The sequence below is a fragment of the Atlanticothrix silvestris CENA357 genome (genome assembly GCF_016056295.1).
In the GTDB taxonomy this organism is placed as follows: domain Bacteria; phylum Cyanobacteriota; class Cyanobacteriia; order Cyanobacteriales; family Nostocaceae; genus Atlanticothrix; species Atlanticothrix silvestris.
The window spans coordinates 1-25,306 of sequence record NZ_JAECZB010000113.1 but is presented as its reverse complement, the minus strand read 5'-3'; the positions used below and the strand labels follow the sequence as shown (position 1 = coordinate 25,306).

Genomic DNA, 25,306 nt, shown 5'->3' with positions numbered 1-25,306 from the left:
GGTTATGAATGAGCTACGAGAAAATTTAAAAAACTGCCAAATTGGCAACTAGGTGGAAATTACCTAAGTTAAATTATAGAGAGATAAGCGACTTCAAGGTTTATTGTTATCAGGGGCTACCAAAAATAGCAAACTACTTGATTAGCGATTTTCTGAAAATTTTTATATGGAATAAAACTATTTTTGTGAACAAATAAACATTAATAATTAGGCTTGACATTTGTCGCAACGGGAATCATAAATGTGTATGGACGTTGTCGTTGACGTACACATTAGCCCCCTAAATAACGGGCAACGTTCACATATATTCCTGAACTCTACAGCGGCAAATGCCAGAGTGGGAGATTAGAGGCGATTGGTATGCCTCCTCCCACTCTTTTTTATTGATTACTCAAAACTCAGACCGCGAAAAACAACTGCAACTTTAGTAATACAAAATAGGGCACAGCAATGCTGTGCCCCTACGAATGGTCTGTATTTTATGCAATTGAAAACCGCTATAAAGTATTTGCGAAACTTTACTGTTTTATTTTTATGCAGAGTGAGATATGCACCTAATCATAAATTTAATCTTTGCTCATTTTGCCTGCACCATTGTTTTTAATGGCATAGTTGTAGAAGATAAACTTAAATCAGGTCTTAAATGTCTGGCTTGACGCAGATAGGGATGATAAATCTTGACTAGAGGATCTTTGGTATTAAAGTGAATCAATAGCCGAATACAACGTTTTAGGCTACCCTTCACATACATTTGCTGCACATCTAATAAAGGTACATTACTCCAATGAGGACGTTGGCGAGCGATCGCAGCTGGGAAAATTGCATCTAGATCTTGAGTCACAGAAAAAGTTACACTGACAATTTCACGAAGATCTAAATCATTGTAGGCTTCCAGTTCATCTAGCATCTCAGTTACAGCCTCTCTAATTGCTGCCACAGAATTTTCTGTTACAGTTGTAGCACCCCTAATTGCTCGAACTTTCCACTCCATATAAGTTCCTCCGAAATAAATTTTTCAATTAAATGGATAGCCAGTTACTTCAGACTTGGGCATGTTAAGGATTTGGACAAAGGGTGTAGGCGGTCAAAAACTTACACCCTACTTTAAGCTACGATAGATGCTATTTATACATCTAAATACTTAATTAATCAGCTGACCCTAATTAGAATTTTTATCTACTTCGCGGAGATAAATTAGAGTTTTACGCAGCTACAAAAAATTCAATTTACAGTAGTAATACCATCTGTTTAAAATCTAACCGTAGCGTAAGTTTGGGAAGCAAACATAGGAATTGTTGTGCTATTTTTCTTAGACCAACGACCAAAGAATTTGCCTAAAGGAGCCATTTCTTGCATTAGTTCCTCAAATCCTTCTAATGTTAGAGATTGAGGGCCATCTGAGAGTGCCTTTGCTGGGTTGGGGTGAACTTCAATCATTAAAGAATCTGCACCAGCTGCAATAGAAGCCATGACCATAGGTTGGACAAATTCCGATTTACCAGTAGCGTGACTAGGATCAATCATAATTGGTAGATGAGTCAGCGATCGCAAGACTGGGATTGCAGAGATATCTAAAGTATTACGTGTATATTGTTTGTCAAAGGTGCGAATTCCTCGCTCACACAAAATCACATTCGGATTGCCTGCTGCTAAGATATACTCCGCTGACATCAACCAATCTTCAATTGTGGCTGACAATCCCCGCTTCAATAGCACTGCCTTACCAATAGCGCCTACTTTCTTCAGCAAGGAGAAATTCTGCATGTTGCGCGCACCAATTTGAACCACATCTGCGACTTCAACAATCTTGTCTAAGTCAGCAGCATCCATGACTTCTGTAATAATCCCTAAACCGGTAGCTTCTTTAGCTTTTGCTAACAAGTCTAAAGCACTCTCACCATGACCTTGAAAAGCGTAAGGTGAAGTCCGGGGTTTGTATGCTCCGCCGCGAAGAAATTGTGCGCCGGCTGCTTTGACTACATGGGCTGTTTCTACAATCATTTCTTCGTTTTCTACAGAACATGGCCCAGCAACTACTACTAAAGGATGGTTCTGTCCGAAAGTGATGACTCCGTTGGGTGTTGGTACGGCTACTTCGCTATGTTCTCCATAGCGAAATTCTAAAGAAGCACGTTTAAAAGGCTTTTTCACTCGTATAACTTGCTCAATGAAAGGACTAATATTTTGAACTTGTCTAGTGTCGATTTCTGCGGTTTCGCCCACTAAACCAATTACGGCTTTATGCTGACCTTGACATATTTCTGGTATGATTTCATAGCGGCAAACTTCTTCAGTGACGCGCTCAATTTCTACTGATGGTGTACCTGCTTTCATGACGATAATCATTACTTTCTATCTCCTAAAAATATTGCAATGAATTGTTTTGCTAGAGTTCTTAGTTGAAACCAATGTTGCTCATTGAACCTTCAAATATCAATCAGTCCAGTTTTTCAGTTTTACGCAAGCCAACACAAACTTTACATTTGTTGACATTCTGTTTTTAATAGTGCAAATCGTCTAATTGTTGTTGCTGCACTAACAGGGTTTATCAAATTGCATCAATACTCGCTATTAATACTTGGATTCTGTAACTCCCGTTGATATTTTGCATCAGTATCCCCGCCCTCTACCTGATAAGCTAAGCATCAAATGAAATTGCCAGAACCAGTTTAGTTAGTTTGATGGTTGAGTTTTTAAGATAACGTTACTTTCTAACAAATTAGTAGTAGCATTTACTACAATCTGCGCTGCTCCTGTGAAAAACGATCGCTCGATAGTTGCAGGCACATCACTAGGTTGATGATAATGGGGAGTACGCAGATTAGCTGTATCTGTTACCAGCACTGCACCCACGCCTTGATACCAAAAAGGGGCATGGTCACTGCGTAGGGTGTCGGGTGTCAGCAAACCTTTGAGAGGAATAGGCAATTTTAAAACTGGTGGTAGAGTCTGTGAGTTCTGAAAAGCATTCAGTAAAGGTAAATGTTCTATATCTCCAACTACTGCCAAAAAGTCGCCCTTATCGCTAGGTGGAGTAATGGGTAATCCTGGGGGATACTGCTGACATCCCGCAGTGTAGCAAGCATAACCCACCATATCCATAACTATCACCCCACGCAAATTTTGCAAACGTGCTGTCTGGGTAACAAAAGCCTTACTACCTAAAAGTCCTGTTTCTTCTTGGTCAAAAAAAGCTAACTGCAAAGTCCTTGGTGTTGATAGAGAACCAAGAAGTCGGGCAACTTCTAGCACTACGGCTACACCACTGGCATTATCATCTGCACCTGGAGAAAAAGCTACAGTATCGTAATGTGCAGCTACGAGAATTGCTCCGGCTGCTTTGTCAGTTCCCTGTCGTTCGGCAAAGACATTAACACCATTGGTAAATTTTTCTAACTGGGGTTTCCAGCCTAATTTTTGGAGTTCAGTTGTGATATAAGTGCGAGTAAGCGATCGCTCCGTTGTTGTGTAGCGCTGAAAGTTTAATTTTTGGATGTGAGCTAATAGCTGGTCAGCAGACACTTGTGGTGTACTTTTTACTGCTTGTGGCTGTGGTTGAGGCTTCCTCACTGGAATACTTTCTACAATTTCTGGCGAGGGACGCTGTTCAAAAAATGCACTCTTGACAGTACCCCTGCTACCCACCACGGCAACTACCACCAGTACAAACAGCACTAGCCAAATCCACTTTTTCATGCAAATTTATCCTTGGCCTCCAAAACTTAGGGTAACGTAAACATTGAAGTTTGACGGTTTGTCTTTTGACAGCGATCGCAATTTAACTTACAGTTCCGCACTAGAAGAGTGCTGAGTTGTTTATCTAAAACTTTTGGCTCCAAACCCCTAATACCAATTCTCTAAAATTAGGTAACAGATTCAAATCTAGAAGCTTACATACTGTAAGACTTTCATAATTACGAATTATGAATTACGAATTACGAATTGGTATAATCCCTGACTCAGAAATTTACTTATGCTAGATTTGTTGCTGATCACAATACTAGGGTTCCTGGGTAGTTTTGGGCATTGCTTTGGGATGTGTGGCCCTTTAACAGTGGCGTTTTCTTTGTCTCATCAGCAGAAGACTCCACAAAAAGCTTCCTTAGACGATTTCATCTCTTGGCAACAGCAATTAAAATTTCACACCCTGCTAAACCTAGGGCGGATGTTAAGCTATGCCTTGGTTGGTGCTGGTATTGGAGCCCTGGGTTCAGTTTTGGTAGAAGGTGGACAATTAGCAGGTGTTGGTAGTGACTTCCGCCGCGTCATGGCTATTGTTACTGGTGTGATGCTGATTTGGTTTGGGTTAGAGCAAGTAAAACCCAACTGGTTGCCTCGGATTCCTGTATTACATCCTCTATTACAAAAAAGTTTACACGATCGCCTGAGTGCAGGCATGATTAAACTTTCTTTAAAAACCAAATGGTGGACACCAATACTTTTGGGGATGACTTGGGGTTTGATGCCTTGTGGTTTTTTGTATGCTGCTCAAATCAAAGCCGCCGAGACAGGCAATTTATGGATGGGTACAGCAACCATGCTGGCTTTTGGCTTGGGAACCTTACCCACAATGCTAGGTGTGGGTGTCTCCACATCCTTGGTAAGTAAAGACAGGCGTAGTCAGTTATTTCGATTAGGTGGTTGGGTTACACTCATCATTGGCGCGATCACCTTGCTGCGGACTGGTGACACAATGGTAGATTACACCGGACATGCTGCATTGATCTGTTTGATATTAGCGCTAATTGCTCGTCCTATTAGCAGTTTGTGGGCTTCGCCTCTACGTTACCGCCGTGCTTTGGGAGTGGGAGCTTTTGTGCTTTCCATAGTTCACACCACCCACATGATTGAACACTCACTGCAATGGAATTTTGCCGCTTTCTTGTTCTTGCCATTAGAGTTTCAGTGGGGCATGGCTGCGGGTGCTGTAGCATTGATATTAATGACCCCCGCTGCTTTTACAAGTTGGGAATCATTGCAGAAATCCTTGGGCAAGCGTTGGCGACAGATTCATTTGTTGAGTGTGCCAGCTTTGCTCTTGAGTGCAATTCATGCGGTGTTGATTGGTTCCCATTATCTGGGTTCTTGGCAATCAACTTGGGGGAATAAATTAGCAACAGTGCTGCTGGGAATTGTTACTCTCGGTGTGTTGCTAGTGCGTTCGCGTTTTTTTTGGTCAAAGTTAAGCGTAGAAAAGTTTTATGTCCCCCCAACCAAATCGCGGTAAATTATTCCTGTTTTCTAGTTCCATGAGTGAACATTCAACAAGTTTCAAACAGAGGCATTACCTAACCAACAATGTTTTTAGGCAGATGTCAGGAAGCATCAAGTATTTATTTTTTTTGAGTTGCTTAGTCATCAGCATAACGAATGTTCACCCCGCTTCTGCCCATAAGGTGGAAATATCATCAGATGTCGGTGCTACTCTCCATATTGAACCAAATGATAATCCGCGTGCTGGGGAATCCACACAAGCTTGGTTTGCCCTGACTCGCAAAGGCGGAAAAGTAATTCCTCTGAAACAATGCAACTGTCAGTTAGCTGTTTATGCCGAACCTCATAGCCCCAAAGAGCCAGCACTACTAGAGCCATCTTTAACACCTGTGACAGCCGAACGTTATCAAGGCATTCCTGGTGCAGATATTATCTTCCCCAAGCCAGGGGCTTATCAACTACAGCTAAGTGGTAGCCCAGCCAATGGAGCTAGTTTCAAACCGTTTAAATTCAAGTTTGAAGTCACTGTAGCATCTGGGACAACAGCAAACTCACAACTTGTACAAGATGTTAATAATGCACCTACACAAAGTATAAATACTAGCTTAGGAACGATTGTGACAGTACTGGCAATTCTTCTTGGCTTAGGTATTCTATTTTTCCTAGTCCAAACAGTAAGGAGAAATTAATAGGATTTACGCACAAGTTAGGGAAGAATAAAAGTTTTAGAGATACTTTGCGTAAATCATCATTAAGATACACTGTTTCCTCTGAATAATGACTCATTACTAACTTTGGTTACTTTCATTCTTTCTTCAATTGTTCTAAATAAGCAGCAACCTCTATCGTAATGCTGTTACATCTTTGTTAAGAATAGTTACAACTTCTTAACACAAGGGAATATTTCTTATGGCAGTCTCACTTGAGAATAATACACCACATCAGGTTGTTATCATTGGTGGTGGTTTTGGTGGACTGTATGCGGCAAAGGCTCTTGCGAAAGCGAGTGTAAATGTTACTCTCATTGATAAACGTAACTTTCACCTATTTCAGCCGCTTTTATATCAAGTTGCCACAGGTACGCTATCACCTTCTGATATTTCCGCGCCATTGCGATCTGTATTCAGCAAAAGCAAGAATACAAAGGTGTTGTTGGGAGAAGTAAATGATATTGATCCGAAAACACAACAAGTTATTTTGGGTGATGAAGTAGTACCTTATGATACATTAATTGTTGCCACAGGTGCGAACCATTCCTATTTTGGTAAGGATAACTGGGAAAAAGTTGCTCCTGGCTTAAAAACTGTGGAAGATGCGATAGAAATGCGTCGCCGGATATTTGGCGCATTTGAAGCCGCAGAAAAAGAAACTGATCCTGAAAAACGCCGTGCTTGGTTGAGTTTTGTGATTGTAGGGGGTGGCCCGACTGGTGTAGAATTAGCAGGTGCGATCGCCGAGTTGGCATACAAAACTCTCAAAGAAGATTTCCGCAGCATCGATACTTCAGAAACAAAAATTTTACTATTACAAGGGGGCCCTCGCATCCTCCCACACATGGCGCCAGAGTTATCGGCATCAGCAGCAGTATCTTTGCAAACGTTGGGTGTAGAACTCCACACTCACACCAGGGTGACAAATATTGAAGGTGATATTGTTACTTTCAAGCAAGACAATGAATTTACAGAAATTGCCTCAAAAACTATATTGTGGGCAGCAGGTGTTCAAGGTTCCCCAATGGGGAAAGTCTTAGCAGAAACTACAGGTGTAGAGCGCGATTACTCTGGCCGTGTAATTGTAGAACCTGACTTGTCTATCGAGGGTTATGACAACATTTTCGTAATTGGAGATTTAGCTAACTTCTCCCATCAAGATGCTAAACCTTTACCTGGTGTTGCACCCGTAGCTAAACAACAAGGAGAGTATGTAGGTAAACTAATTCAACGACGGCTTCAAGGTAAGACTTTGCCACAATTTCATTACAACGATGTGGGTAGTTTGGCGATGATTGGGCAAAATTTAGCTGTTGTAGATTTAAGTTTAATCAAACTCACAGGTTTCCTGGCTTGGGCATTTTGGCTATTAGTTCACATATACTTCTTAATCGAGTTTGACACTAAATTACTAGTAGTATTTCAGTGGGCGTGGAATTATATCACTCGTAATCGTCGCTCTAGATTAATTACAGGCCGAGAAGCTTTTGTAGAAGCAAAAAGTATTAACAATAGCAGCACTTACCAGACTCCAGAAAAGAAGCAGCCAGTTAAGCTTTAGGATTTTTGTTTTGTAGTATCACTGAATTGAAACCCCTAGCTGTCTAATTGATGTTGTTTATAGGTAAATTGAAAAAACATCTACCAGCAGCCATTCCTCCGTGGTAGTAAAGTTGCCACACCACCGCCCACGGAGAAATTTTTATGATGCAAAACTAATCATTATAAAAAGGGATTTTGGCTTAGAAAGGTGAATTAAATAACTGACAATTTGGAGTTTCGTTGGAGTTTAACACTATAGTTCCGCTGTAGCAATTACTCATTATTTAGCACACCTAAGTAGGTCGGTGTGAATATTTATCATCATATTCAGGCAGGAGGCAGGAAGGAAAAGGGTTTTAGTTCACTTTACCTTTACTAACATAAGTAAGTCGGTGAAAATAAATCAAACTATGTTAACTAATATAAAGTTAGTTAAATTTATCTCGTAGTAAAGGCTTTAGCCCTTTTCTTAGGACTAAAGTCCTTACCCTACGGGTTCGTTAGTCGGTCATAGGGAGCCACTGCGGTAGACGGGTTCCCAAGGCACTCCGTTGGGCGGCTATGCCGACTTGAAGGAAGTGCCGCCGGCATAAAGCAAGTGGCGTGGAAACCCCCTTGGCGCTAGCCTCTCCCTTTGGGAGAAGACCGCGCAACTCACTACAAACATTGAATTTTTCACGCCGTTCTACTTAGTTTGGTTTTTCCAGCTGTTCTACTTACATCAAACAACGCTCTGTTATTCCAAACTAGTTAATACGCTTAAATACTCAATCTAATTGCCACTACATTATTTGGAGTATAGAGAAGTACCTATATTTGCCTGAATCATGCCCCATTCATGCAACGCTAGTACATTTATTTTTGTTTATTTGTTTATTTATTCATTTAGATAGATGTTATTTATTAATATGTGTTTCTTTTAGTCAAAATAGAGGCAAAAAATTTACTTCAATTAAAGAATAAATTTAATTTAAAACATAATTGATATGATTTTTTTTAATGATATCCATCAGATAAATCTTAGTCTTTTGTTAATCTTTATAAGTTACGATACCAGAGTGTTTAAGATTTTGGATTTAGATATCTAGGATTACTTGTGTGGATATTTTAAAAATCTCCTAGATTTATTCATCGAGTTCCAAAATAGAGCCAAAAGTAAACAATTATCAGGTAAATCTGAGGTTACAACCATGAGTTATACTATCGAGTCTGCTCGCAGCATTTTCTCTAATACTCAGGTTGCTGATGCTGTTCCAGCCACCACAGCAATGTTTGATCAACTTAATATTGATGATCAACTAGCATTTCTCTGGTATGCCTACACCGAGCTTGGTCGCACAATTACTCCGGCTGCTCCAGGAAAAGCCAATCTCCAACTAATGGAAGGTATATTCAACCAAATTAAGCAGATGTCTCATGAAGAACAAACTCAATTAATGAGGGATCTGGCTACTAACGCTGATACTCCTATCAGCCGTTCTTATGCATATTTTGGTGTCAACGCTAAGCTAGGTTTTTGGTGGCAATTGGGAGAGTGGATGAAAGAAGGTATTGTTGCTCCCATGCCGGCTGGCTATCAAATGTCATCTCAAGTTAAAGCAGTACTAGAAGCAGTCCAAAAACTCGATCCAGGTCAGCAAATTACTGTACTACGTAATACTGTAGTGGATATGGGGTTTGATCCGGCTTCGGCTTCCAAAAAAGAGGCAGAAGTGATCAATTTCACATTTCCACGCACATCTCAAAGTCCCCAATTCACTATTGAAGGGGTAACAGAGCCGACAGTAATAAAATACATTGAAGCAATGAATGCAGATAATGTTGAAGCTGCTGTTGCTTTATTTGCTAGCAACGGTGCGTTGCAACCGCCCTTCCAGAAACCGATTGTTGGTCGGCCAGCTATCAGTGCATACTTGCGGGATGAAGGACAAGGATTGGTAATGAAGCCAACAAAAGGCATCTCGGAAACTATAGAAGATGGTTATACACAGCACAAAATTACTGGTACGGTCGAAACTCCTTGGTTTGGGGGTAATGTGGGGATGAATATTGCTTGGCGATTTTTACTCGATCCCCAGGGTCAAATTTACTTCGTGGCGATTGATTTGCTTGCTTCTCCTAAAGAACTGCTCAATTTAACTCGCGGGTAAAATTTGTTCGCTCGTGATTTGGAGTAGCACTTCTTAATTCCCAGGAAAGCCGCGCTTGTCCAATGTCCAAGCGCGATGATTACCAATAGATAGGATAAGCTCGGTTCTAAATGAACCGAGCTTAATCAAAATAAAGGCAAATAAGACTAAAAGATTTTTGGTACGTTAGGACTAACTTCCATAACGCACCCTACCAAATGAAAGCTAATTTTTAGCCTACATTTTTGTAATCCGCTGCATTGCTTCTTCCACATTTTCCCGGCTATTAAATGCCGAAATCCGGAAATAGCCTTCGCCAGCAGCACCAAATCCAGAGCCTGGTGTTCCCACCACATTCACAGTTTGCAGCAATTTATCAAAGAATTCCCAACTAGAGAGACCATTAGGAGTTTTCACCCAAACGTAAGGCGCATTTACGCCACCGTAAACAGCTAATCCGGCTGCTGACAGTTTTTCTCGAATTATTTTGGCGTTGTCCAGATAAAAACCAACTAATGCTTTAATTTGTGTTTGTCCTTCTGGTGAGTAAACTGCTTCGGCTCCCCGTTGTACAATGTAGGATACACCATTGAACTTAGTAGATTGGCGACGATTCCAAAGTTTCCATAGTTCTACATCAGAATTATCTGCGGCTTTGGCTGTCAAAGATTTTGGTACGACGGTTAACGCACAACGAGTGCCGGTAAAGCCTGCATTTTTAGAGAAAGAACGAAACTCGATCGCACATTCTCTTGCACCTGCAATTTCATAGATAGAATGGGGAAGTGCTGGGTCTGTGATGTAGGCTTCATAAGCTGCATCAAAGAAAATAATCGAGTTATTGGCTTTAGCATAATCTACCCATGCCTTAAGGTATTCCTTAGTAGCAGTCGCACCAGTGGGATTATTGGGAAAGCAGAGATAAATTAAATCGACTTTCTGTGAGGGAATTTCAGCGGTAAAATTATTCTCCGCAGAAATTGGCAGATATACTAAACCTTCAAATTCGCCCTGATCATTGGCAACCCCAGTGTTACCCGCCATAACGTTTGTATCTACATATACGGGATAAACTGGGTCAGTTACGGCGATAGTGTTGTTATGACCGAAAATTTCTAGAATATTGCCCGTGTCACATTTAGAACCATCAGATATAAAAATTTCTGAGGCATCTATCTCAGCGCCTCGTGCTTGAAAATCTTGGGCGGCAATTTTCTCTCTTAACCAAGCATAACCTTGTTCTGGGCCATAGCCTCTAAAAGTAGTGCGATCGCCCATTTCTTCCACAGCTTGAATCATCGCTGTACGGCAAGCTTCCGGTAAAGGTTCTGTGACATCACCAATACCCAGCCGGATGATTTTAGCATCAGGATTTGCTTGGGCGAAGGCGTTAACCCGTCGCGCAATTTCTGGAAACAGATAACCTGCTTTTAGCTTCAGGTAGTTGTCGTTAACAGTAGCCATAATAAATTTTGAAAAAACGCACTCAAACAGCTTACTGCTAATTTATTTACGCTACGCGGGTCAGTTGTTAATTGTCGGTTGTTAGTTGTTAGTGGTCAGTGGTCAGGTGTCAGCGATGCACTGAGTTTGTCGTTTGCGGAGCGTCTCGTAAAGCCTGCGGCATAGCTTCTCTACGAGACGCTAACGCGAACGCTTAGAGCGACGAAGGAGCGTCATTGCGAATTGCGAATTGGTATGAGTAGTCTTAAAAAGATCTTAAAAGAAAAGTTCTCTGGGGAGAGCATTTTCTCAGCAATTGGCTTGACTTATCGCTTTCTTGAAAAGTTGAGCGCCGGGAAACCCGGATGCACTCACTTTTCGCTTTGCTACTGACTACTGACTACTAACCACTGACAAAACTCTATCACAGGAGTTTTTATTCAAGACATTGCTAAATGACCCAAGTCGGCTGGTGTGAGGTCGGAGTGCAACACTTCACCATCACGAAACCACACAATACGCTGGGTTTGACGAGCTACTTCTGGTTCATGAGTAACCATGACAACAGTGATTCCGCTGTTATTCAGTTCGCCAAAGATATCCAATACTTCTTGGGTGGTGTGCGAATCGAGTGCGCCAGTAGGTTCATCGGCTAAGAGAACAACCGGACGGTTGACAATGGCACGCGCGATCGCTACTCTTTGTTGTTGTCCACCAGATAGTTGCGTTGGTTTATTGTTGAGGCGATTGGCTAAACCTACTCGTGTCAAAGCTTCAGCAGCGCGATCGCGTCTTTCGCTAGAGTCTATACTGGCATATACCATTGGCAATATGACATTTTCTAATGCTGTCAATTGGGGTAAGAGGTGGAATTGTTGAAATACAAACCCTAATTTCTTATTACGGATATGTGCTAACTCTTTATCATCCATCTGTGCAACATCAAGGTTATCTAAATAATAATGTCCAGAGGTGGGGCGATCTAAACAACCAATGATATTCATGGCTGTGGATTTACCAGAACCAGAAGGCCCCATAATTGAACAATATTCACCTTCTTGCACAGTTAAGTTGACATCATTAAGGGCTTTGACTTCAGTTTCGCCACTGCCATAAATTTTAAAGATATTCTCTAAACGAATAATTGCTGATTTCGGTACAGGATTGGGAACTGGAGAATCGGTAATTGAAAGAGTGTTTGCCATAAGGATTTAGTTATTAATCGCGCCTTTACAAGAGTTTTATAATTTCAAAATTGAGACTCAATCATTTAATCTTATTAATAATCCGTAGTCGCACCACCTGAGCCAGATTATCGGTAGCAGTTATAGATTCTGGTTCAAAACTCACAGAATAACTCATTTAATGCTGTATTCCGTACTTTTTATACACCTCCGATACTAGAATAGTAGGTCTTCCTTCTAGCCGTTTTTGCCGTATTTCTAATAAACTCTGCTTGAACGACTCTTTAATTTTGTTTCCCTCATCAGGATCACCGAAGTATTCATCTAAAATTTCATCTACTGTATTACGGCTCAAGTTTTGTAACTGTTCTGTTGTCATATCTTTTATTTGCTATAGTTTCTCCGTTTAATGAAATATACACATCATTATAACAATTGGGAAATAATTAGTAACCTATTTTAGAGTATGCTTGATAATGAACCAATCTAATAAGTAAATTACTAAGATTGCACTCATACCTACATTATGGTAATTTTGGAACACGGTGAATATCATTTAAAAAAATATGATTACTGATTCTATTATCCTTACTTCAGAATAAATTGCCGAATATCGTGACAAATTTGCAGGGTTAGATGACGCTCTCTATGCCATTAAAATCATAGAAGTATCTGGTGGAAATTCAACTAAAGCTGTAAATTTACTTGCTCCTAAATATAATATTTCTATTAATAAATCACACTCTCTTTTAGAGGAATTAGCGCAAAAATTTCGTGATATTATTTGTGATGAAACATTTATTGATGATTTAATGACTGGATTATTAACTGTTGCTGTCAGTAGTTTAACGGCTACAGGTCAAATTCCACAGGCTATTGCGACTCCTGTTGTTATTTATTTAACTAAAATTGAGAATAAGTTCTACTAAATTGCGGGTTTTGCTGCGTTCAATATATTCTATCGCTTCGGTGTCTCTGCCCAAGGCTAGGCAGACTTCGACCATGCGTCTATAAAGCTGATTCCATTCTTCTGCTTGTTTGCGTTTGGCTTCTTCGCCAGAAATAATGTCTCCTCGCAAAGCTTCAACTGTTGCAATAGCAGAGGCAAAGGTCGTGTAAGCTAAGTCAAATTGTTTTGTATCTTGGTAGACAAAATCAAGATTGAATAAAGTTTTCGCATGATCTTGGGGAAAGGCGCTGCGGGTGTATACTTCCAGTGCAGCGGTATAAGCAGCGATCGCCATTTCAATATTCTCAGCTTGCTCTTTTAGTATTCTGTGACTGTAAGCATTCCCCAGATTATTTTGTGTCATTGCCCAATCAACAGGAAAGCCGCTGCGGGTATAAACAGTTAGAGCAATTTCGTAGCCAGCGATGGCAATTTTCATGTTGCTGGCTTTGCTACCTAAGGTGAACTGCTGAATCAGATTACTCAGATCAAAAATCACTGCGGCGATGTCTGCTGCTGCATCTGGTTCCGCTGCTGCTAGGGTATTTGTTGCCCAACGGTGCAATAATTCTGCAAAAATATCATTGAGTTTATCGGTATTTGTTGCCAGCAATTGGTAAATTACTTGAGCATCGCCGTTGCTTTCTAATGTTTTTAACAGTACCTCTTGTAAAAATTGCCCGTAAATCTCTATATCTTCTGGGGTGATGGGGGTAGCTTCCGAGGTGAGTTGTGTCGCTAGGTTTCTCAACCAGTTTGCAGTATTTTCATTACCCTGCTGTGCAAAATTATCTGCTACTGCTGCCAACACTTGCAAAAAACCAGCATCAAGCAATTCTGTATTAGCTACTAAAATTTTTGGTTCTTCTCCATTAGGGCAATTTAGCAGACTTTCGATTAGCTGGTAATAAACTTGTAGGCGCTGTTCATTCATAGTCAGGTGCAAGTATCATGTAACACCTTTTTTATTATGGCTTGTTGGCGATTAGCGCAATGTTAGTGACCAATCTTGTAATGTTTGTCTTTAATGTCGTAATGTTAATGACCAACGTTGTAATGTTTGTCCTTAATGTCGTAATGTTAATGACCAATCTTGTAATGTTTGTCTTTAATGTTGTAATGTTGGTCACGACAAAATAAACTTGCTGCATCTACGCGTGTCGTAAGCATCGCTTCATTAGTAAAGTAGTATAATACACTACTAATTACACATCCCTCTTGGCCTACGACAACACCTGCAAATACCTTGCCGAAAACTACCCAGCCGAGTTTGCCAGCTGGTTACTCTCAAATGACACCTCAGATATCCAAGTACTGAAAACAGAACTGAACCTCGAACCAATTCGCGCTGATTCGGTGACATTCCTGCAAATCTCCAGCCAAATTCTGCATTTGGAGTTTCAAACTACACCCAAATCAACACCTCCCCTTGACTTTAGAATGCTGGATTACTACACCAGATTAAAGCGAGAATACTGGTGTGACATTGAGCAGGTGTTGATTTTCTTGCAAGCTACCTCCTCAGAAATTGTATTGAATACACAGTATATAGACACCAACACCACACATAGATATCGAGTGATTCGTTTATGGGAAGAAGATCCCACACCACTGTTAGCTAACCCTGCACTCTTACCACTGGCGACATTGGCGAGAACCGACTCACCCGCAGACTTATTAGAGCAAGTCGCTGCTAGTGTCGATATGATTGAGGAAACGGGCGAAAGACAGAATATATCAGCTTGTGTACAAGTTTTGGCTGGTTTACGGTTTGATAAAAGTTTAATTAAACAGCTATTTAGAGAGGAGATTATGCAAGAATCTGTGATTTACCAAGACATCCTCCAAAAGGGATTGCAACAAGGAGAAGAACGAGGAAAGAAGCAGGAGGCGCTACAACTGATTATGCGTCAGTTAACACGTCGGTTTGGTGCAATTGAGCCGGAGATAGAACAGCAGATTCGCACTTTATCTATAACTCAACTAGAAGAGTTAGCTGAGGCGCTGTTAGATTTCAATAATCAAAGTGATTTAGTGAATTACTTAGGAAATATCTCTTTACCTCAATCTAATCAGGAAGATTAAGTTTCGCTATTCCATCACTAAGCACTTCTCAAAGCCACAATGGGATCAAGTTTAGCAGCGCGACGTGCAGGGACAACACCAAAGAATAAACCGATACCGCCAGAAACACCAACTGCCATTGCGATCGCTACAGGAGAAAGACTCGCTTCTAAAGGAGTCAAGGCTCCCACTAATAGGATGCCACTAACACCAACCGCTGTTCCAACTAAGCCACCAACAGCAGAAACAATCACAGCTTCAATGATGAACTGTAATAAAATATCTTGTTCAGTTGCTCCGATCGCTTTTCTAAGTCCAATTTCTTGGGTACGTTCAGTGACGGAAACCAACATGATATTCATGATCCCAATACCACCCACAAACAACGATATCCCGGCGATCGCTGCTAGCATAATTGTCAATGCACTTGTAATTTGACCAACTGTTTGCAAAGCATCCTTTTGGGAACGAACAGTAAAGTCATCTTCACCATTAATTTTGTGCCTTAGACGCAACAAATTAGCAATTTGAAACTCTGCTGCATCTACGCTCTCTGAATCACGAGCCGCAGCGACAAGGTAATCTAAGGCAATACCATAAGGAGAATTTTTTCCTACAAGTCGGTTTGCTGAAGTCGTAATTGGTATCAAGGCAGCATCATCATAGTCTGCTCCGACGCTGGAACCTTTGGATGTTAATGTGCCAATCACTTGAAAACTGGTATTTCCAACTCGCAATTGCTGACCTATAGCATTAGTACTACCGAATAGTTTTTCTGCTAAGTCTCCACCTAACACAACGACTTGGTTACTTCGCTTGATGTCTACCTCAGAGAAAAACCTGCCTTTATCAGTTTCAAAATCCCGCACTGATAGAAAACTGGGAGTTGTACCAATGATATTGACATCTGTGTTTCTGTTGCGGTATGTAACTACCTGTCTTCTGTTTAATTCTGGCGCAACTCCTACAACTGTTGGTACTTGAGAAGCGATCGCTTCGGCATCTTGCAACACCAGAGTTTTTGGTACTTCAAAGGAGATACGCTGAGTTTCTTGATTACCTGGCAATATAAACAGTACATTTGGCCCTAGTGACTCCAGCTGTTTGTTAACGAACTTTTGCCCACCTTCGCCAATACCAATCATGGCAATCACCGAGGCGTTACCAATGACAATACCCAACATGGTGAGGGCGCTACGCAACTTATTCGACAGCAGAGTTTTCCCCGCCATTTGCACGCTTTCTACAATATTCATGTCTTAAAAATTACGAATTACGAATTATGAATTATAAATTATTCTCTTCTTTAGCCTTTTGGAATTTGTAATCTTTAGGTGGGTTGATAAACACGCGATCGCCTGAATTAATTCCCCCTAAAATCTGGGTTTGGTCTTGGATTTGTGCCCCAATGGTAACTTCGCGGAACTGGGGTTGATTTTTTTCATCGGGGACGAGTACTCCAGTTTGTCCTTTCTCGGTAACAATTGCCACAGTAGGTAACACCAAAGCATCACTGACGCGATCGCCTAAAAAAGTCAAATCCACATTTAAGCCAGAACGCAATTGATCTGTACCAGTATCCAGAGCAACCCGTACTTGGAAGGATGTCACGCCTTGTTCTACTACTGCTTCTGGTGCTATCAGGCGGACATGACCTTTAAAAACTTGATCGGGATAAGCATCAGCAACAATTTCTACCTGCTGTCCCTGTTTAATTCTGCCTATATCAGCTTCTGGAACTTGAGCCAGAACTTCTAAACCGCGTGCTACAGCAACAATTGAACTAGAAGTTGCCGATGCGCTAGTAGAAGCCGAAGTTGTAGGTGTCACAAATGAACCGATATTGGCATATTTCTGCGTCACGATTCCGCTGAAGGGAGCGCGGATAATAGTATCTTCCAGCCTCACTTGAGCTGCTACTAATTGGGCTTGGGCAGATTTAACTGCTGCTTGGCGTTGGGCAATTTCTTCGGGACGACTACCATTTTCTAACAAAACCAGTGCTGCTTGTGCTTCAGTCACAGCTGCTTCTCTTGCAGCTATTTCTTCACTCCGAGTTCCACTTTCTAACAGTGATAGTCGTTTTTGCGCTTCTTCTAAACTAGCTTTAGCTCTACTATCTTCACTAAGATACTGATCTAACTGATCTTGAGAAGTTGCTCCTTGCCTTGTTAATTCCCGATATCGGTTTACCCGTACTTGTGTTAGGTTAACTTGGGCTTTTGCTGATTCTACTTGTGCTCTTGCTTGGGCAATTTCCTGAGAACGATTCCCGGCTTGGGCTTGGGCTAACTGGGCTTGAGCTTGGGCCAAACGCGCTCTTGCTTGAGCAATTTCTTGGGGACGATTTCCTGCACGAGCTTCATCTAATTGGGCTTGAGCTTGGGCTAAGTTAGCTTTGTATTGCTGGATTTGGGCTTGAGTTTCACCTACATCCATTTTGGCAATAATTTGTCCTTGCTGGACGCGATCGCCTTGTTCCACATATAACTGTGCTAGCACACCAGGATTTTTGGGACTGATATTCACACTTTGAACTGGCACTACCTTACCACTGGCAGAAATCCGCAGAGTGACATTTTTTGCTTCTACAGGCACGGTTAATTCAGTAATATCTTGTTGGCTTGCTCCCCTATTGACCAGGGTATAAGTTGTTGCTGTGCCAACAACCAAAGAACCCGCCGCTATCAGCCCAATCAACCAACGTCGCGGATGCTTAAGTTTGCCAATACCGGGAATTTCTATATTTGTAATCATAAATACTAGCCTACGGTGATTGCTGTGCTAATGCTTAGTAGCGTTTAGTGGGATGGCAAGTGCGGGAATGTGAAAAGCTGCTGGTAGCCTAAATATTTATCAATAAATCAACAAAAGTTAGCTCAATACTTGCTCAATGCCCCTTTATATTAGCCTTTAGCATTTCCGTATGCTTCACCTGATTGGGTGACTTTAGTCATGAGTCAATATTTCAAAAGTAAAAGTAATTACTTTGAACTTAAGAAAGATGAATATGCAATTACGCCTTTATCAGCCAACAATCAAACCATCTTGAACTCGAATAATTCTTTATAGTTTGGGCAGCAATATCTGGTTTATGAGTCACAATCACAATTGTGATCCCTTAGCTTATTACTTAAGCTTAGAGGTTCGGGAACGCTTTCACAGAACGGTTGAGGCTCAAGGAAGTTCGGCGATCGCTACTTCGACAAAGCTCAGTACAAGTCAGTAATTATCAAAATTTAAAGCGAATCAAGATACATATAACCCTACAAGAGTTCAGATGGAAAACTAATTATTACTACTTCCCCAGACAATAGGGTAATTATTTGGGATATTTCAGGTAAATAATTAGTTGAAATACCGCATCAAAATATAGTTGTATTTGCTGTTTTTAGCCCGGATGTCAGCGGATTGTCACAGTTTCAAATGATAAATTTTATTTCTTGCCAATGGTGATATCAATAAGGGAAGTAGGTTAAGGTGATTGATGCAGCCAGCGTTAACGACTGTCAACTTTGCTGTCCTTGCAGAGTGGAGATCGTTTAAGCTAGCTGAAAGATTCTTTGAGTTGTGGTTAAGAGGCGGTAGTGTGCCTAAACATATTCGTTTAATTTCTTTTCTAGTTGCCTGTAGTTTGTGGAGTATGCCCAAGGCAGCTCACGCGCAGGCACTCGTACCACATACACTGCAACTAGATCCAGCAAAGTTGGAGAAGCAGGGGTTGAGTTTAGCACAAGAAGCGGCTCAACTAGGTCAATTTCAACAGTTTGAGTTGGCTTTGCCAAGGGCAAGACTGGCTAGTCAACTAGCTCCTCAAAATGATAAGGTATGGTTTTTGTTGGGTGGTTTGCAGTTGCAAACCAAAGATTTTGATGCGGCGATCGCAGCCTTGAAAAAGGCACAATCACTCAATCCTAAAAATCCCGACGTTTTATTTGCTTTGGGTTCAGCTAATTTTCAACAAGAAAAATATCAAGCAGCTATTAGCAATTACCAAGCGGGTTTGCAGCTAAAACCTAATGACCCAGATGGGTTGTTTGATTTGGGTAATGCTTACTATATGCTGAATCGATTGCCCGATGCGATCGCTCAGTACAATAAAGCCGTATCTCAAGATAAAAAATTCTGGCCAGCGATTAACAATATTGGTTTAATCAAATATGAGCAGGGCGACACTGAAGCAGCAATTAAGCAATGGCAAAGTGCTGTTAGTATTGATAAGCAAGCCGCAGAACCATTGTTAGCACTGGCAGTAGCCCTTTATAACAAAGGCGATGCCTCCGGCGAGCTACGCTTACGGCAACAAGCTCTGAAGATGGGAGAATCTGCACTCCGCATCGATGGACGCTATGGTGATTTGGACTTCCTCAAGCAAAATCTTTGGGGTGAACGCTTACTGTCTGATACGAAAAAATTCTTAGAATTACCCAGTATCCAAGCTGCCCTACAACAAAGCGAAAGACAACAACCTACTCAATAGAAAATAGGGCATGGGAAAGAGGCAGAGGGGCAGGGTGCGGGGCGCAGAGAGGAAAAGGTTAAAGGTAAAGGATGAAGAAATCCCTTCCTTACCAATTACCCTTTGTCCTTCTTACCCATGCCCTATGCCCCATACCCCATTCCCCTATTTCAATTAAATTACTTGCCGAATACCACCTTCTCATAGTACATATATACTATACAAAGAGAAAGATTCGCCTAAAACTTTTGGGCGAATCTTTCTGAAAAAATGTCGTCAGCTTTTAGTGGTTGTCTATGGGAGAAGTGCCAAGATTTGATCAACAAACTGTTGATGGTCTACAACCGGCTTAGAGATGTAACCATCAGCACCGCTTTGCTTCAGAAAGTTCTCGCGATCGCCTTCCATTGCGTGTGCTGTCACCAAAATAACAGGCAAGTTTGCTGTTTTTGGGTCAGATTTCAACATTTGTGTGATTTTAATTCCATCAACAGATTTACCTTGATAAACACTTCTTGAAAGAGAAACATCCATTAAAATCAGATCTGCTTCTCCTGATTGGGCAATGTTTATTACTTCTTCTACATTTTCAGTGTGCTTCACATCTAAACCGCCTCGCTTGGTCAATATTTTAGAAAAAACACGAGCATTAATTAGATCGTCTTCAACAATTAGAACGGTTTTCATGAGAATTTTATTTATAGAGGTGAGGAAGATTACAACCTGAGCAAAACATTTGTCTAGCTCCTTTTTAGTAATCAAAGTGCATCCCCGTCATCAAGGATGATACTACTGCTGTTTATCTTTTGACTATCAAGATTGTGTTAGTAATCCCATTTCATCCGTTATGCTGTGTTTGCTGCAGTGTTCAGTTATAGCGACTTTTGTGTAGTTAAAATTCAGGGAAAAAACTCATGGCCAAACAGTTAAACCTTCTCTCAACGGGACAGGTCATCACAACAGCCCTGCATACCGAGATGCAACGGTCTTACTTGGAATATGCCATGAGTGTGATTGTTGGGCGGGCGTTACCAGACGTGCGTGATGGTTTAAAACCTGTGCATCGGCGGATTTTGTATGCCATGCACGAACTGGGACTGACACCCGATAGACCCTATCGTAAATGCGCTCGTGTAGTGGGAGATGTGCTGGGTAAATACCACCCCCACGGGGATCAAGCAGTTTACGATGCCTTAGTGAGGTTAGTACAGGACTTTTCTAGTCGTTATCCCTTACTGGCAGGACATGGTAACTTTGGCAGCGTTGATAATGATCCACCAGCGGCGATGCGTTACACAGAAACGCGGCTGTCACCTATTAGCCACGAGGGAATGCTGGCAGAAATTGGTGAAGAAACTGTGGAATTTGTTGGTAACTTCGATAATTCCCAGCAAGAACCAACAGTGTTACCTGCTCAGTTGCCGTTTTTATTGTTGAATGGCTGTGCTGGTATTGCTGTGGGTATGGCAACGAATATTCCTCCGCACAACTTAGAAGAAGTGGTCGATGGTTTAATTGCTTTAATCGACCAACCGGATTTGCCAGACGAAAAATTATTAAAATTAATTCCTGGCCCAGACTTTCCCACTGGTGGAGAAATAGTAGGTGATACAGGAATTCAAGAAGCATACAGCACTGGTAAAGGTGGAATTGTATTGCGAGGAGTCGCAACGCTGGAAGAAATTGCACCTGTTAGAGGCAGCAAACGGCGGACAGCAATTATCATCACGGAACTGCCTTATCAAGTGAATAAAGCAGGCTGGATCGAGAAAGTAGCAGATTTAGTTAATCAAAGCCGCCTGCATGGAATTTCTGATCTTCGCGACGAGAGCGATCGCGAAGGAATGCGGGTAGTAATTGAACTCAAACGTGATACCAACCCCCAAGAAGTTCTCCAGCATTTGTATCACCAAACCGCTTTACAAACGACTTTTGGCGCAATTCTTTTAGCAATAGTAGATGGACAACCCCGCCAGTTGAGCTTGCGGCAGATGTTGCAGGAGTTTTTAAACTTCCGCGAAGAGACGCTAAATCGTCGCTACGGTTACGAGTTGGGTAAGGCGGAGAGCAGGTTGCATGTAGTAGCAGGGTTACTCAAAGCTTTGTCTAATCTAGATGCAGTCATTGAAATTTTGCGCCAAGCTGCCGATGGTAGCACAGCAAAAATGAACCTTTGTAGTCAACTAGATTTGAGTGAGGTGCAGGGTGATGCAATTTTGTCTATGCCGTTGCGCCGCCTTACCAGTTTAGAACAGCAGAATTTGCAGCAAGAATTTGACCAACTCAGCGAGCAAATTACTTTATTGCAAAGATTACTTAGCGATCGCCGAGAATTATTGAAGTCAATGAAAAAAGACTTGCGATCGCTCAAACGCAAGTACGGCAATCCCCGACGAACCAAGCTCTTACCTAATATTAGTGAGACAAGAATACAAGAGAGCAAGGGGACAAGGAAAAAAGGAGCAGATTCAGATCAGGACAATCCCAAATCCCAAATTCTCAATTCACAATTAGAACAGTCAGCAGAAGAAGCAATTTTAGAATTTACCCAACGGGGTTATGTACGCCACACTCAACCATCAGGAAGAAAGTCGAAAGCCGAAAACGGTCTGCATGATCATGACTTCATCATCCAAACCGAGTTGACTGATACAGAAAAAGAATTACTGGTATTAACCAGTAGTGGCAAAGTCTACCCAGTGAAGGTAGGAGAAATTCCTTTAACTACTGGACGTTCTTCAAGGGGAACACCATTAATTACTACACTTACTAACACTGCTCAAAGCGCTCAAGAAGCTGTGGTAAGCCGTCTGTTGCTACCAGAAAATTTAGACACTAAACAGCTGATTCTACTAACAAAGCACGGGCGAATTAAACGCCTGTCTTTAGGAGAATTGACTAATCTAACTCGTCGCGGAATTACAATTTTGAAGCTCAAAGATGATGATGAATTGTCTTATACTCAATTCACTATTTCGGGGGAACATTTAGTTTTAGCTAGTTCCAGTGGGCGAGTGTTGCGGTTTGCAGTCAATGATGAACAACTACCTGTCATGGGTCGCACAGCAATGGGTTTACAAGCATTTAGGCTGTTGAGAAATCAGCTGATGGTTGGCTGTGTCACTGTAGGTAAAGATGACCAACTACTGCTAGTTACTCAAGAGGGATATGCCAAGCGGATGGCTGCAAGTCAGTTAAGAGCAGCTAATCGGGGCGATTTAGGCACGCAAGCATTTAAATTTGGTAACAAAACTGACAATCTAGCTGGTATGGTTAAGGCGATCGCCTCTGCTGAGGTGGCACTAGTTACTAATAAAGAGCGAGTAGTGAGAATACCTGTGGAAACAGTGCCTATCTTAGGTAGAGATGGTAAGGGTGAAAGCATCCTCCAACTTAACCGTGATGAAAAAATTATTACTGTCGCTGAAATTCGCTAGCAAGGGAGATTAATTGAAGAAAGTAGGAGGCAGAGGAGATTTTACCTCAGTAGGGGTCAGAATCCTCTTTTGAACAAACCTTCTGCCCTCTGCTCTCTGGAGACAGTGCAGTCTTCTCCCTACAGCCCTTCTCCTAAAGGAGACGCTACGCGAACGGGCATCCTACGGCAGGCGATTTCCCAGCTTGGTGACTTATACCAATTCGCAATTCGCAATTCGCAATTAAAAAACTTAGATGCAGCAAAGTTTTCAATGGTTAAATCTGTATCAGATTTTTCGTGAAATGGTATTACACCAGTAGAGCTTGGGGTATTAGTAGCATCCGCACAGAAACCGAGAGCAGCAGCATTACATGAATACTACAAAAATTTTTAGACACTAACTAAAACCCTTGATTTACTGTTTAGCATGTAATGATGTATGTAGGTAAGACACGATCATAATTGGGCGGAAGATAATGCGAGATGTAGTGAAGTTGTCATAAGCATCTTCCAGGGTATCGCTCATGAAAATTTTGTTGGTAGAAGATGACATAGTACTCAGTACGGCACTGGCAGAGTTACTGAGAGCAAATCATTATAGTATTGACTTAGCCAACGATGGCGAAACTGGGTTAGACCTAGTGATGTCGGCTGAATATGATTTAATTTTACTGGACTGGATCATTCCGAAACTGGATGGTATTACCTTGTGTCGGCAACTGCGATCGCAAGGCTACAGCAAACCAATTTTGCTACTAACTGCCAAAAATTGCAATGCAAATATTATAGAAGGATTAGATGCTGGAGCAGATGATTATGTCATCAAGCCCTACGATTCAGAAGCATTGTTGGCAAAAATTCGGTCTTTGTTACGCCGTAGTGGAACAATTGCATTATCCAAGTTAACTTGGGGAAATCTTTGTTTAGACCAAATCCCTGGCAAAGTAACTTGTAACGAGCAGATAATTCCACTCACAGCTACAGAATATAACCCTCTTTTATCACTTTGGGAGAACCCAATCGCTGAAAGCCTTTCGAGGCTTTAATACCAATTCTCTAAAAGCCAGCTACAGATAAAGCCACCAAAATATATTGCCTTCGGGCAATAGATGCAATAATTGGTTTGGTTAATTTTCTAATAAGAGCGTAGAGAGCAGCACGTAAATCATCAAGTTTCTCAGGTAATAACCAACGAAGTCGGCGCTTAATATATTGCCAAACCTGCTCAATGGGATTTAACTCTGGAGAATGTGCAGGCTGAAATAATAAAATGATGTTATCTGGTACTTGAAGACGTTTGGCTTTATGAAAAGCACCATTATCGAGTTGAATAATTAGTACTGAATCAGCAAAATGTTGAGAAACTAGATTGAGGAATATCTGAAAACAGTCAGTATTAAGGTGTGAGAATTCCCAAAAAAAGCTTTCTCCAGTGAGTGGTTCAATAATTCCATATAAATATGTTGCTTTGAACTGCCATTGATGTACACCAACTGGTTTAATACCCGCAGCAGTGATTTTCCTACCTGTAATTGTTTTCAATCCAATTCGAGTTTCCTCCTCACAGCAAAAACGAATCGTTTTAGTTGTGCATAAAACTAACTGTTAAACAAAACCAATGGAGCATTAATAAGTTGTCTGCAAGGTTTTTTTAAATGCCTCTACTTTAGCTTGTGATTGTTTAGAGCTTTTGGGGCGAGGAACTTTCGGACATGACTCCAAACGGTAATACACAAGTTTGTAAACTGTCTTGTAGCAAGTATTTACTCCCAAGTTTTGTTCTAGCCATTCGACAATTTCTTGATAACCATTAAACCCTTGTACTTCGTGCAATCTTTTATCTAGTGCTTTTTCTGCCCATGTTGGAATGGTTCTTGGTCTTCCTGGTGAAGATTTTTGTTTTAATAGTCCTTCAATTCCATCCGCTTTGTACTGTCGAATCCATTTGTGTAGTGTGACTCGGTTGCGACCAATCATTTCTGCGGTTTGAGAAATTGTTTGACCATGCCCTGTTTTGAGTAGATAGAGTAACTGCACTCGTTCTTTACCAGTTGCAGTTTTTTGTATTGCCAGTAACTCTTTGAGTTCTTCTTGAGTTTCTTTAATTTCTAGTTTATATACCCCTGACATTGTTCATCCTTCATCTCATTAAATCTTATTCTCTCATCTGTAGCCATATTTTAGAGAATTGGTA

Annotated in this window: 21 protein-coding genes and 1 pseudogene; 9 read left to right on the top strand and 13 right to left on the bottom strand. The window is 41.3% G+C overall.

The window, feature by feature from the left end; translation table 11 throughout:
- Window positions 1-577 precede the first annotated feature (577 nt).
- The 3 genes from aroH to I8751_RS29040 form a co-directional block, all read right to left on the bottom strand.
- Window positions 578-991, bottom strand: coding sequence for a chorismate mutase (gene aroH / locus I8751_RS29050; RefSeq protein WP_214442537.1), 414 nt, complete (start codon window positions 989-991; stop codon window positions 578-580).
- A gap of 257 nt (window positions 992-1,248) precedes the next feature.
- Window positions 1,249-2,346: a 3-deoxy-7-phosphoheptulonate synthase gene (gene aroF / locus I8751_RS29045; RefSeq protein ID WP_214442536.1), complete on the bottom strand. Its 1,098-nt coding sequence runs from the start codon at window positions 2,344-2,346 to the stop codon at window positions 1,249-1,251.
- 327 nt (window positions 2,347-2,673) lie between these two features.
- A complete protein-coding gene (locus I8751_RS29040) occupies window positions 2,674-3,696 on the bottom strand; it encodes a M20/M25/M40 family metallo-hydrolase (protein ID WP_214442535.1) in 1,023 nt (340 codons plus the stop codon).
- A 277-nt stretch (window positions 3,697-3,973) separates the two neighbouring features.
- On the opposite strand from I8751_RS29040, the gene I8751_RS29035 reads away from it, so the two are divergent.
- From I8751_RS29035 to I8751_RS29020, 4 genes are all read left to right on the top strand, one after another.
- Entirely contained in the window at window positions 3,974-5,227 is a 1,254-nt protein-coding gene (locus I8751_RS29035; protein WP_214442534.1) for an urease accessory protein UreH domain-containing protein, read from the top strand.
- 85 nt (window positions 5,228-5,312) lie between these two features.
- Window positions 5,313-5,903, top strand: a complete 591-nt coding sequence (locus I8751_RS29030) for a hypothetical protein (RefSeq protein ID WP_214442596.1) — start codon at window positions 5,313-5,315, stop codon at window positions 5,901-5,903.
- Window positions 5,904-6,123: 220 nt separating this feature from the next.
- The gene (locus I8751_RS29025) at window positions 6,124-7,485 is read left to right on the top strand and encodes an NAD(P)/FAD-dependent oxidoreductase (protein WP_214442533.1); all 1,362 of its coding nucleotides are present in this window, start codon (window positions 6,124-6,126) and stop codon (window positions 7,483-7,485) included.
- A 1,171-nt stretch (window positions 7,486-8,656) separates the two neighbouring features.
- Window positions 8,657-9,616, top strand: coding sequence for an orange carotenoid protein N-terminal domain-containing protein (locus tag I8751_RS29020; protein WP_214442532.1), 960 nt, complete (start codon window positions 8,657-8,659; stop codon window positions 9,614-9,616).
- A gap of 216 nt (window positions 9,617-9,832) precedes the next feature.
- On the opposite strand, the gene I8751_RS29015 is transcribed toward I8751_RS29020, so the two are convergent.
- The 4 genes from I8751_RS29015 to I8751_RS29000 form a co-directional block, all read right to left on the bottom strand.
- Window positions 9,833-11,059, bottom strand: coding sequence for an LL-diaminopimelate aminotransferase (locus tag I8751_RS29015; RefSeq protein WP_214442531.1), 1,227 nt, complete (start codon window positions 11,057-11,059; stop codon window positions 9,833-9,835).
- 419 nt (window positions 11,060-11,478) lie between these two features.
- Window positions 11,479-12,243: an ABC transporter ATP-binding protein gene (locus I8751_RS29010; protein ID WP_225894502.1), complete on the bottom strand. Its 765-nt coding sequence runs from the start codon at window positions 12,241-12,243 to the stop codon at window positions 11,479-11,481.
- 157 nt (window positions 12,244-12,400) lie between these two features.
- On the bottom strand, window positions 12,401-12,601 hold the full coding sequence (locus I8751_RS29005; protein WP_214442530.1) for a hypothetical protein: 201 nt from the start codon (window positions 12,599-12,601) through the stop codon (window positions 12,401-12,403).
- Window positions 12,602-13,121: 520 nt separating this feature from the next.
- Window positions 13,122-14,105 (bottom strand): tetratricopeptide repeat protein, encoded by a 984-nt coding sequence (locus I8751_RS29000; protein ID WP_214442529.1) that lies wholly within the window; start codon window positions 14,103-14,105, stop codon window positions 13,122-13,124.
- Window positions 14,106-14,389: 284 nt separating this feature from the next.
- On the opposite strand from I8751_RS29000, the gene I8751_RS28995 reads away from it, so the two are divergent.
- Window positions 14,390-15,256, top strand: coding sequence for a DUF4351 domain-containing protein (locus I8751_RS28995; protein ID WP_214442528.1), 867 nt, complete (start codon window positions 14,390-14,392; stop codon window positions 15,254-15,256).
- 17 nt (window positions 15,257-15,273) lie between these two features.
- On the opposite strand, the gene I8751_RS28990 is transcribed toward I8751_RS28995, so the two are convergent.
- The 3 genes and pseudogenes from I8751_RS28990 to I8751_RS30305 form a co-directional block, all read right to left on the bottom strand.
- Entirely contained in the window at window positions 15,274-16,491 is a 1,218-nt protein-coding gene (locus I8751_RS28990; RefSeq protein ID WP_214442527.1) for an ABC transporter permease, read from the bottom strand.
- Between the two features lie 31 nt (window positions 16,492-16,522).
- The gene (locus I8751_RS28985; protein ID WP_214442526.1) at window positions 16,523-17,992 is read right to left on the bottom strand and encodes an efflux RND transporter periplasmic adaptor subunit; all 1,470 of its coding nucleotides are present in this window, start codon (window positions 17,990-17,992) and stop codon (window positions 16,523-16,525) included.
- A 270-nt stretch (window positions 17,993-18,262) separates the two neighbouring features.
- Window positions 18,263-18,356, bottom strand: a pseudogene (locus I8751_RS30305) (macrolide ABC transporter ATP-binding protein); the annotation flags it as partial.
- On the opposite strand from I8751_RS30305, the gene I8751_RS30155 reads away from it, so the two are divergent.
- Together I8751_RS30155 and I8751_RS28980 are read left to right on the top strand one after the other, a co-directional pair.
- Entirely contained in the window at window positions 18,330-18,464 is a 135-nt protein-coding gene (locus I8751_RS30155; RefSeq protein ID WP_263973538.1) for a hypothetical protein, read from the top strand. The pseudogene I8751_RS30305 and the gene I8751_RS30155 overlap by 27 nt on opposite strands.
- 360 nt (window positions 18,465-18,824) lie before the next feature.
- Window positions 18,825-19,715 carry a tetratricopeptide repeat protein gene (locus I8751_RS28980; protein ID WP_214442594.1) on the top strand — a complete coding sequence of 297 codons (891 nt, stop codon included), beginning with the start codon at window positions 18,825-18,827 and terminating at the stop codon, window positions 19,713-19,715.
- Between the two features lie 273 nt (window positions 19,716-19,988).
- Here the strand turns inward: I8751_RS28980 and I8751_RS28975 are convergent, their stop codons facing one another.
- On the bottom strand, window positions 19,989-20,381 hold the full coding sequence (locus tag I8751_RS28975) for a response regulator (RefSeq protein ID WP_214442525.1): 393 nt from the start codon (window positions 20,379-20,381) through the stop codon (window positions 19,989-19,991).
- Window positions 20,382-20,608: 227 nt separating this feature from the next.
- Here I8751_RS28975 and gyrA point away from each other — a divergent pair, with 227 nt between their 5' ends.
- Both gyrA and I8751_RS28965 read left to right on the top strand, forming a co-directional pair.
- The gene (gyrA, locus tag I8751_RS28970; protein WP_214442524.1) at window positions 20,609-23,131 is read left to right on the top strand and encodes a DNA gyrase subunit A; all 2,523 of its coding nucleotides are present in this window, start codon (window positions 20,609-20,611) and stop codon (window positions 23,129-23,131) included.
- A 505-nt stretch (window positions 23,132-23,636) separates the two neighbouring features.
- The gene (locus I8751_RS28965; protein ID WP_225894501.1) at window positions 23,637-24,158 is read left to right on the top strand and encodes a response regulator transcription factor; all 522 of its coding nucleotides are present in this window, start codon (window positions 23,637-23,639) and stop codon (window positions 24,156-24,158) included.
- Window positions 24,159-24,168: 10 nt separating this feature from the next.
- On the opposite strand, the gene I8751_RS28960 is transcribed toward I8751_RS28965, so the two are convergent.
- A complete protein-coding gene (locus I8751_RS28960) occupies window positions 24,169-24,690 on the bottom strand; it encodes an IS630 family transposase (protein WP_214442593.1) in 522 nt (173 codons plus the stop codon).
- 48 nt (window positions 24,691-24,738) lie between these two features.
- Window positions 24,739-25,242 carry a helix-turn-helix domain-containing protein gene (locus I8751_RS28955; protein WP_214442523.1) on the bottom strand — a complete coding sequence of 168 codons (504 nt, stop codon included), beginning with the start codon at window positions 25,240-25,242 and terminating at the stop codon, window positions 24,739-24,741.
- Window positions 25,243-25,306 lie beyond the last annotated feature (64 nt).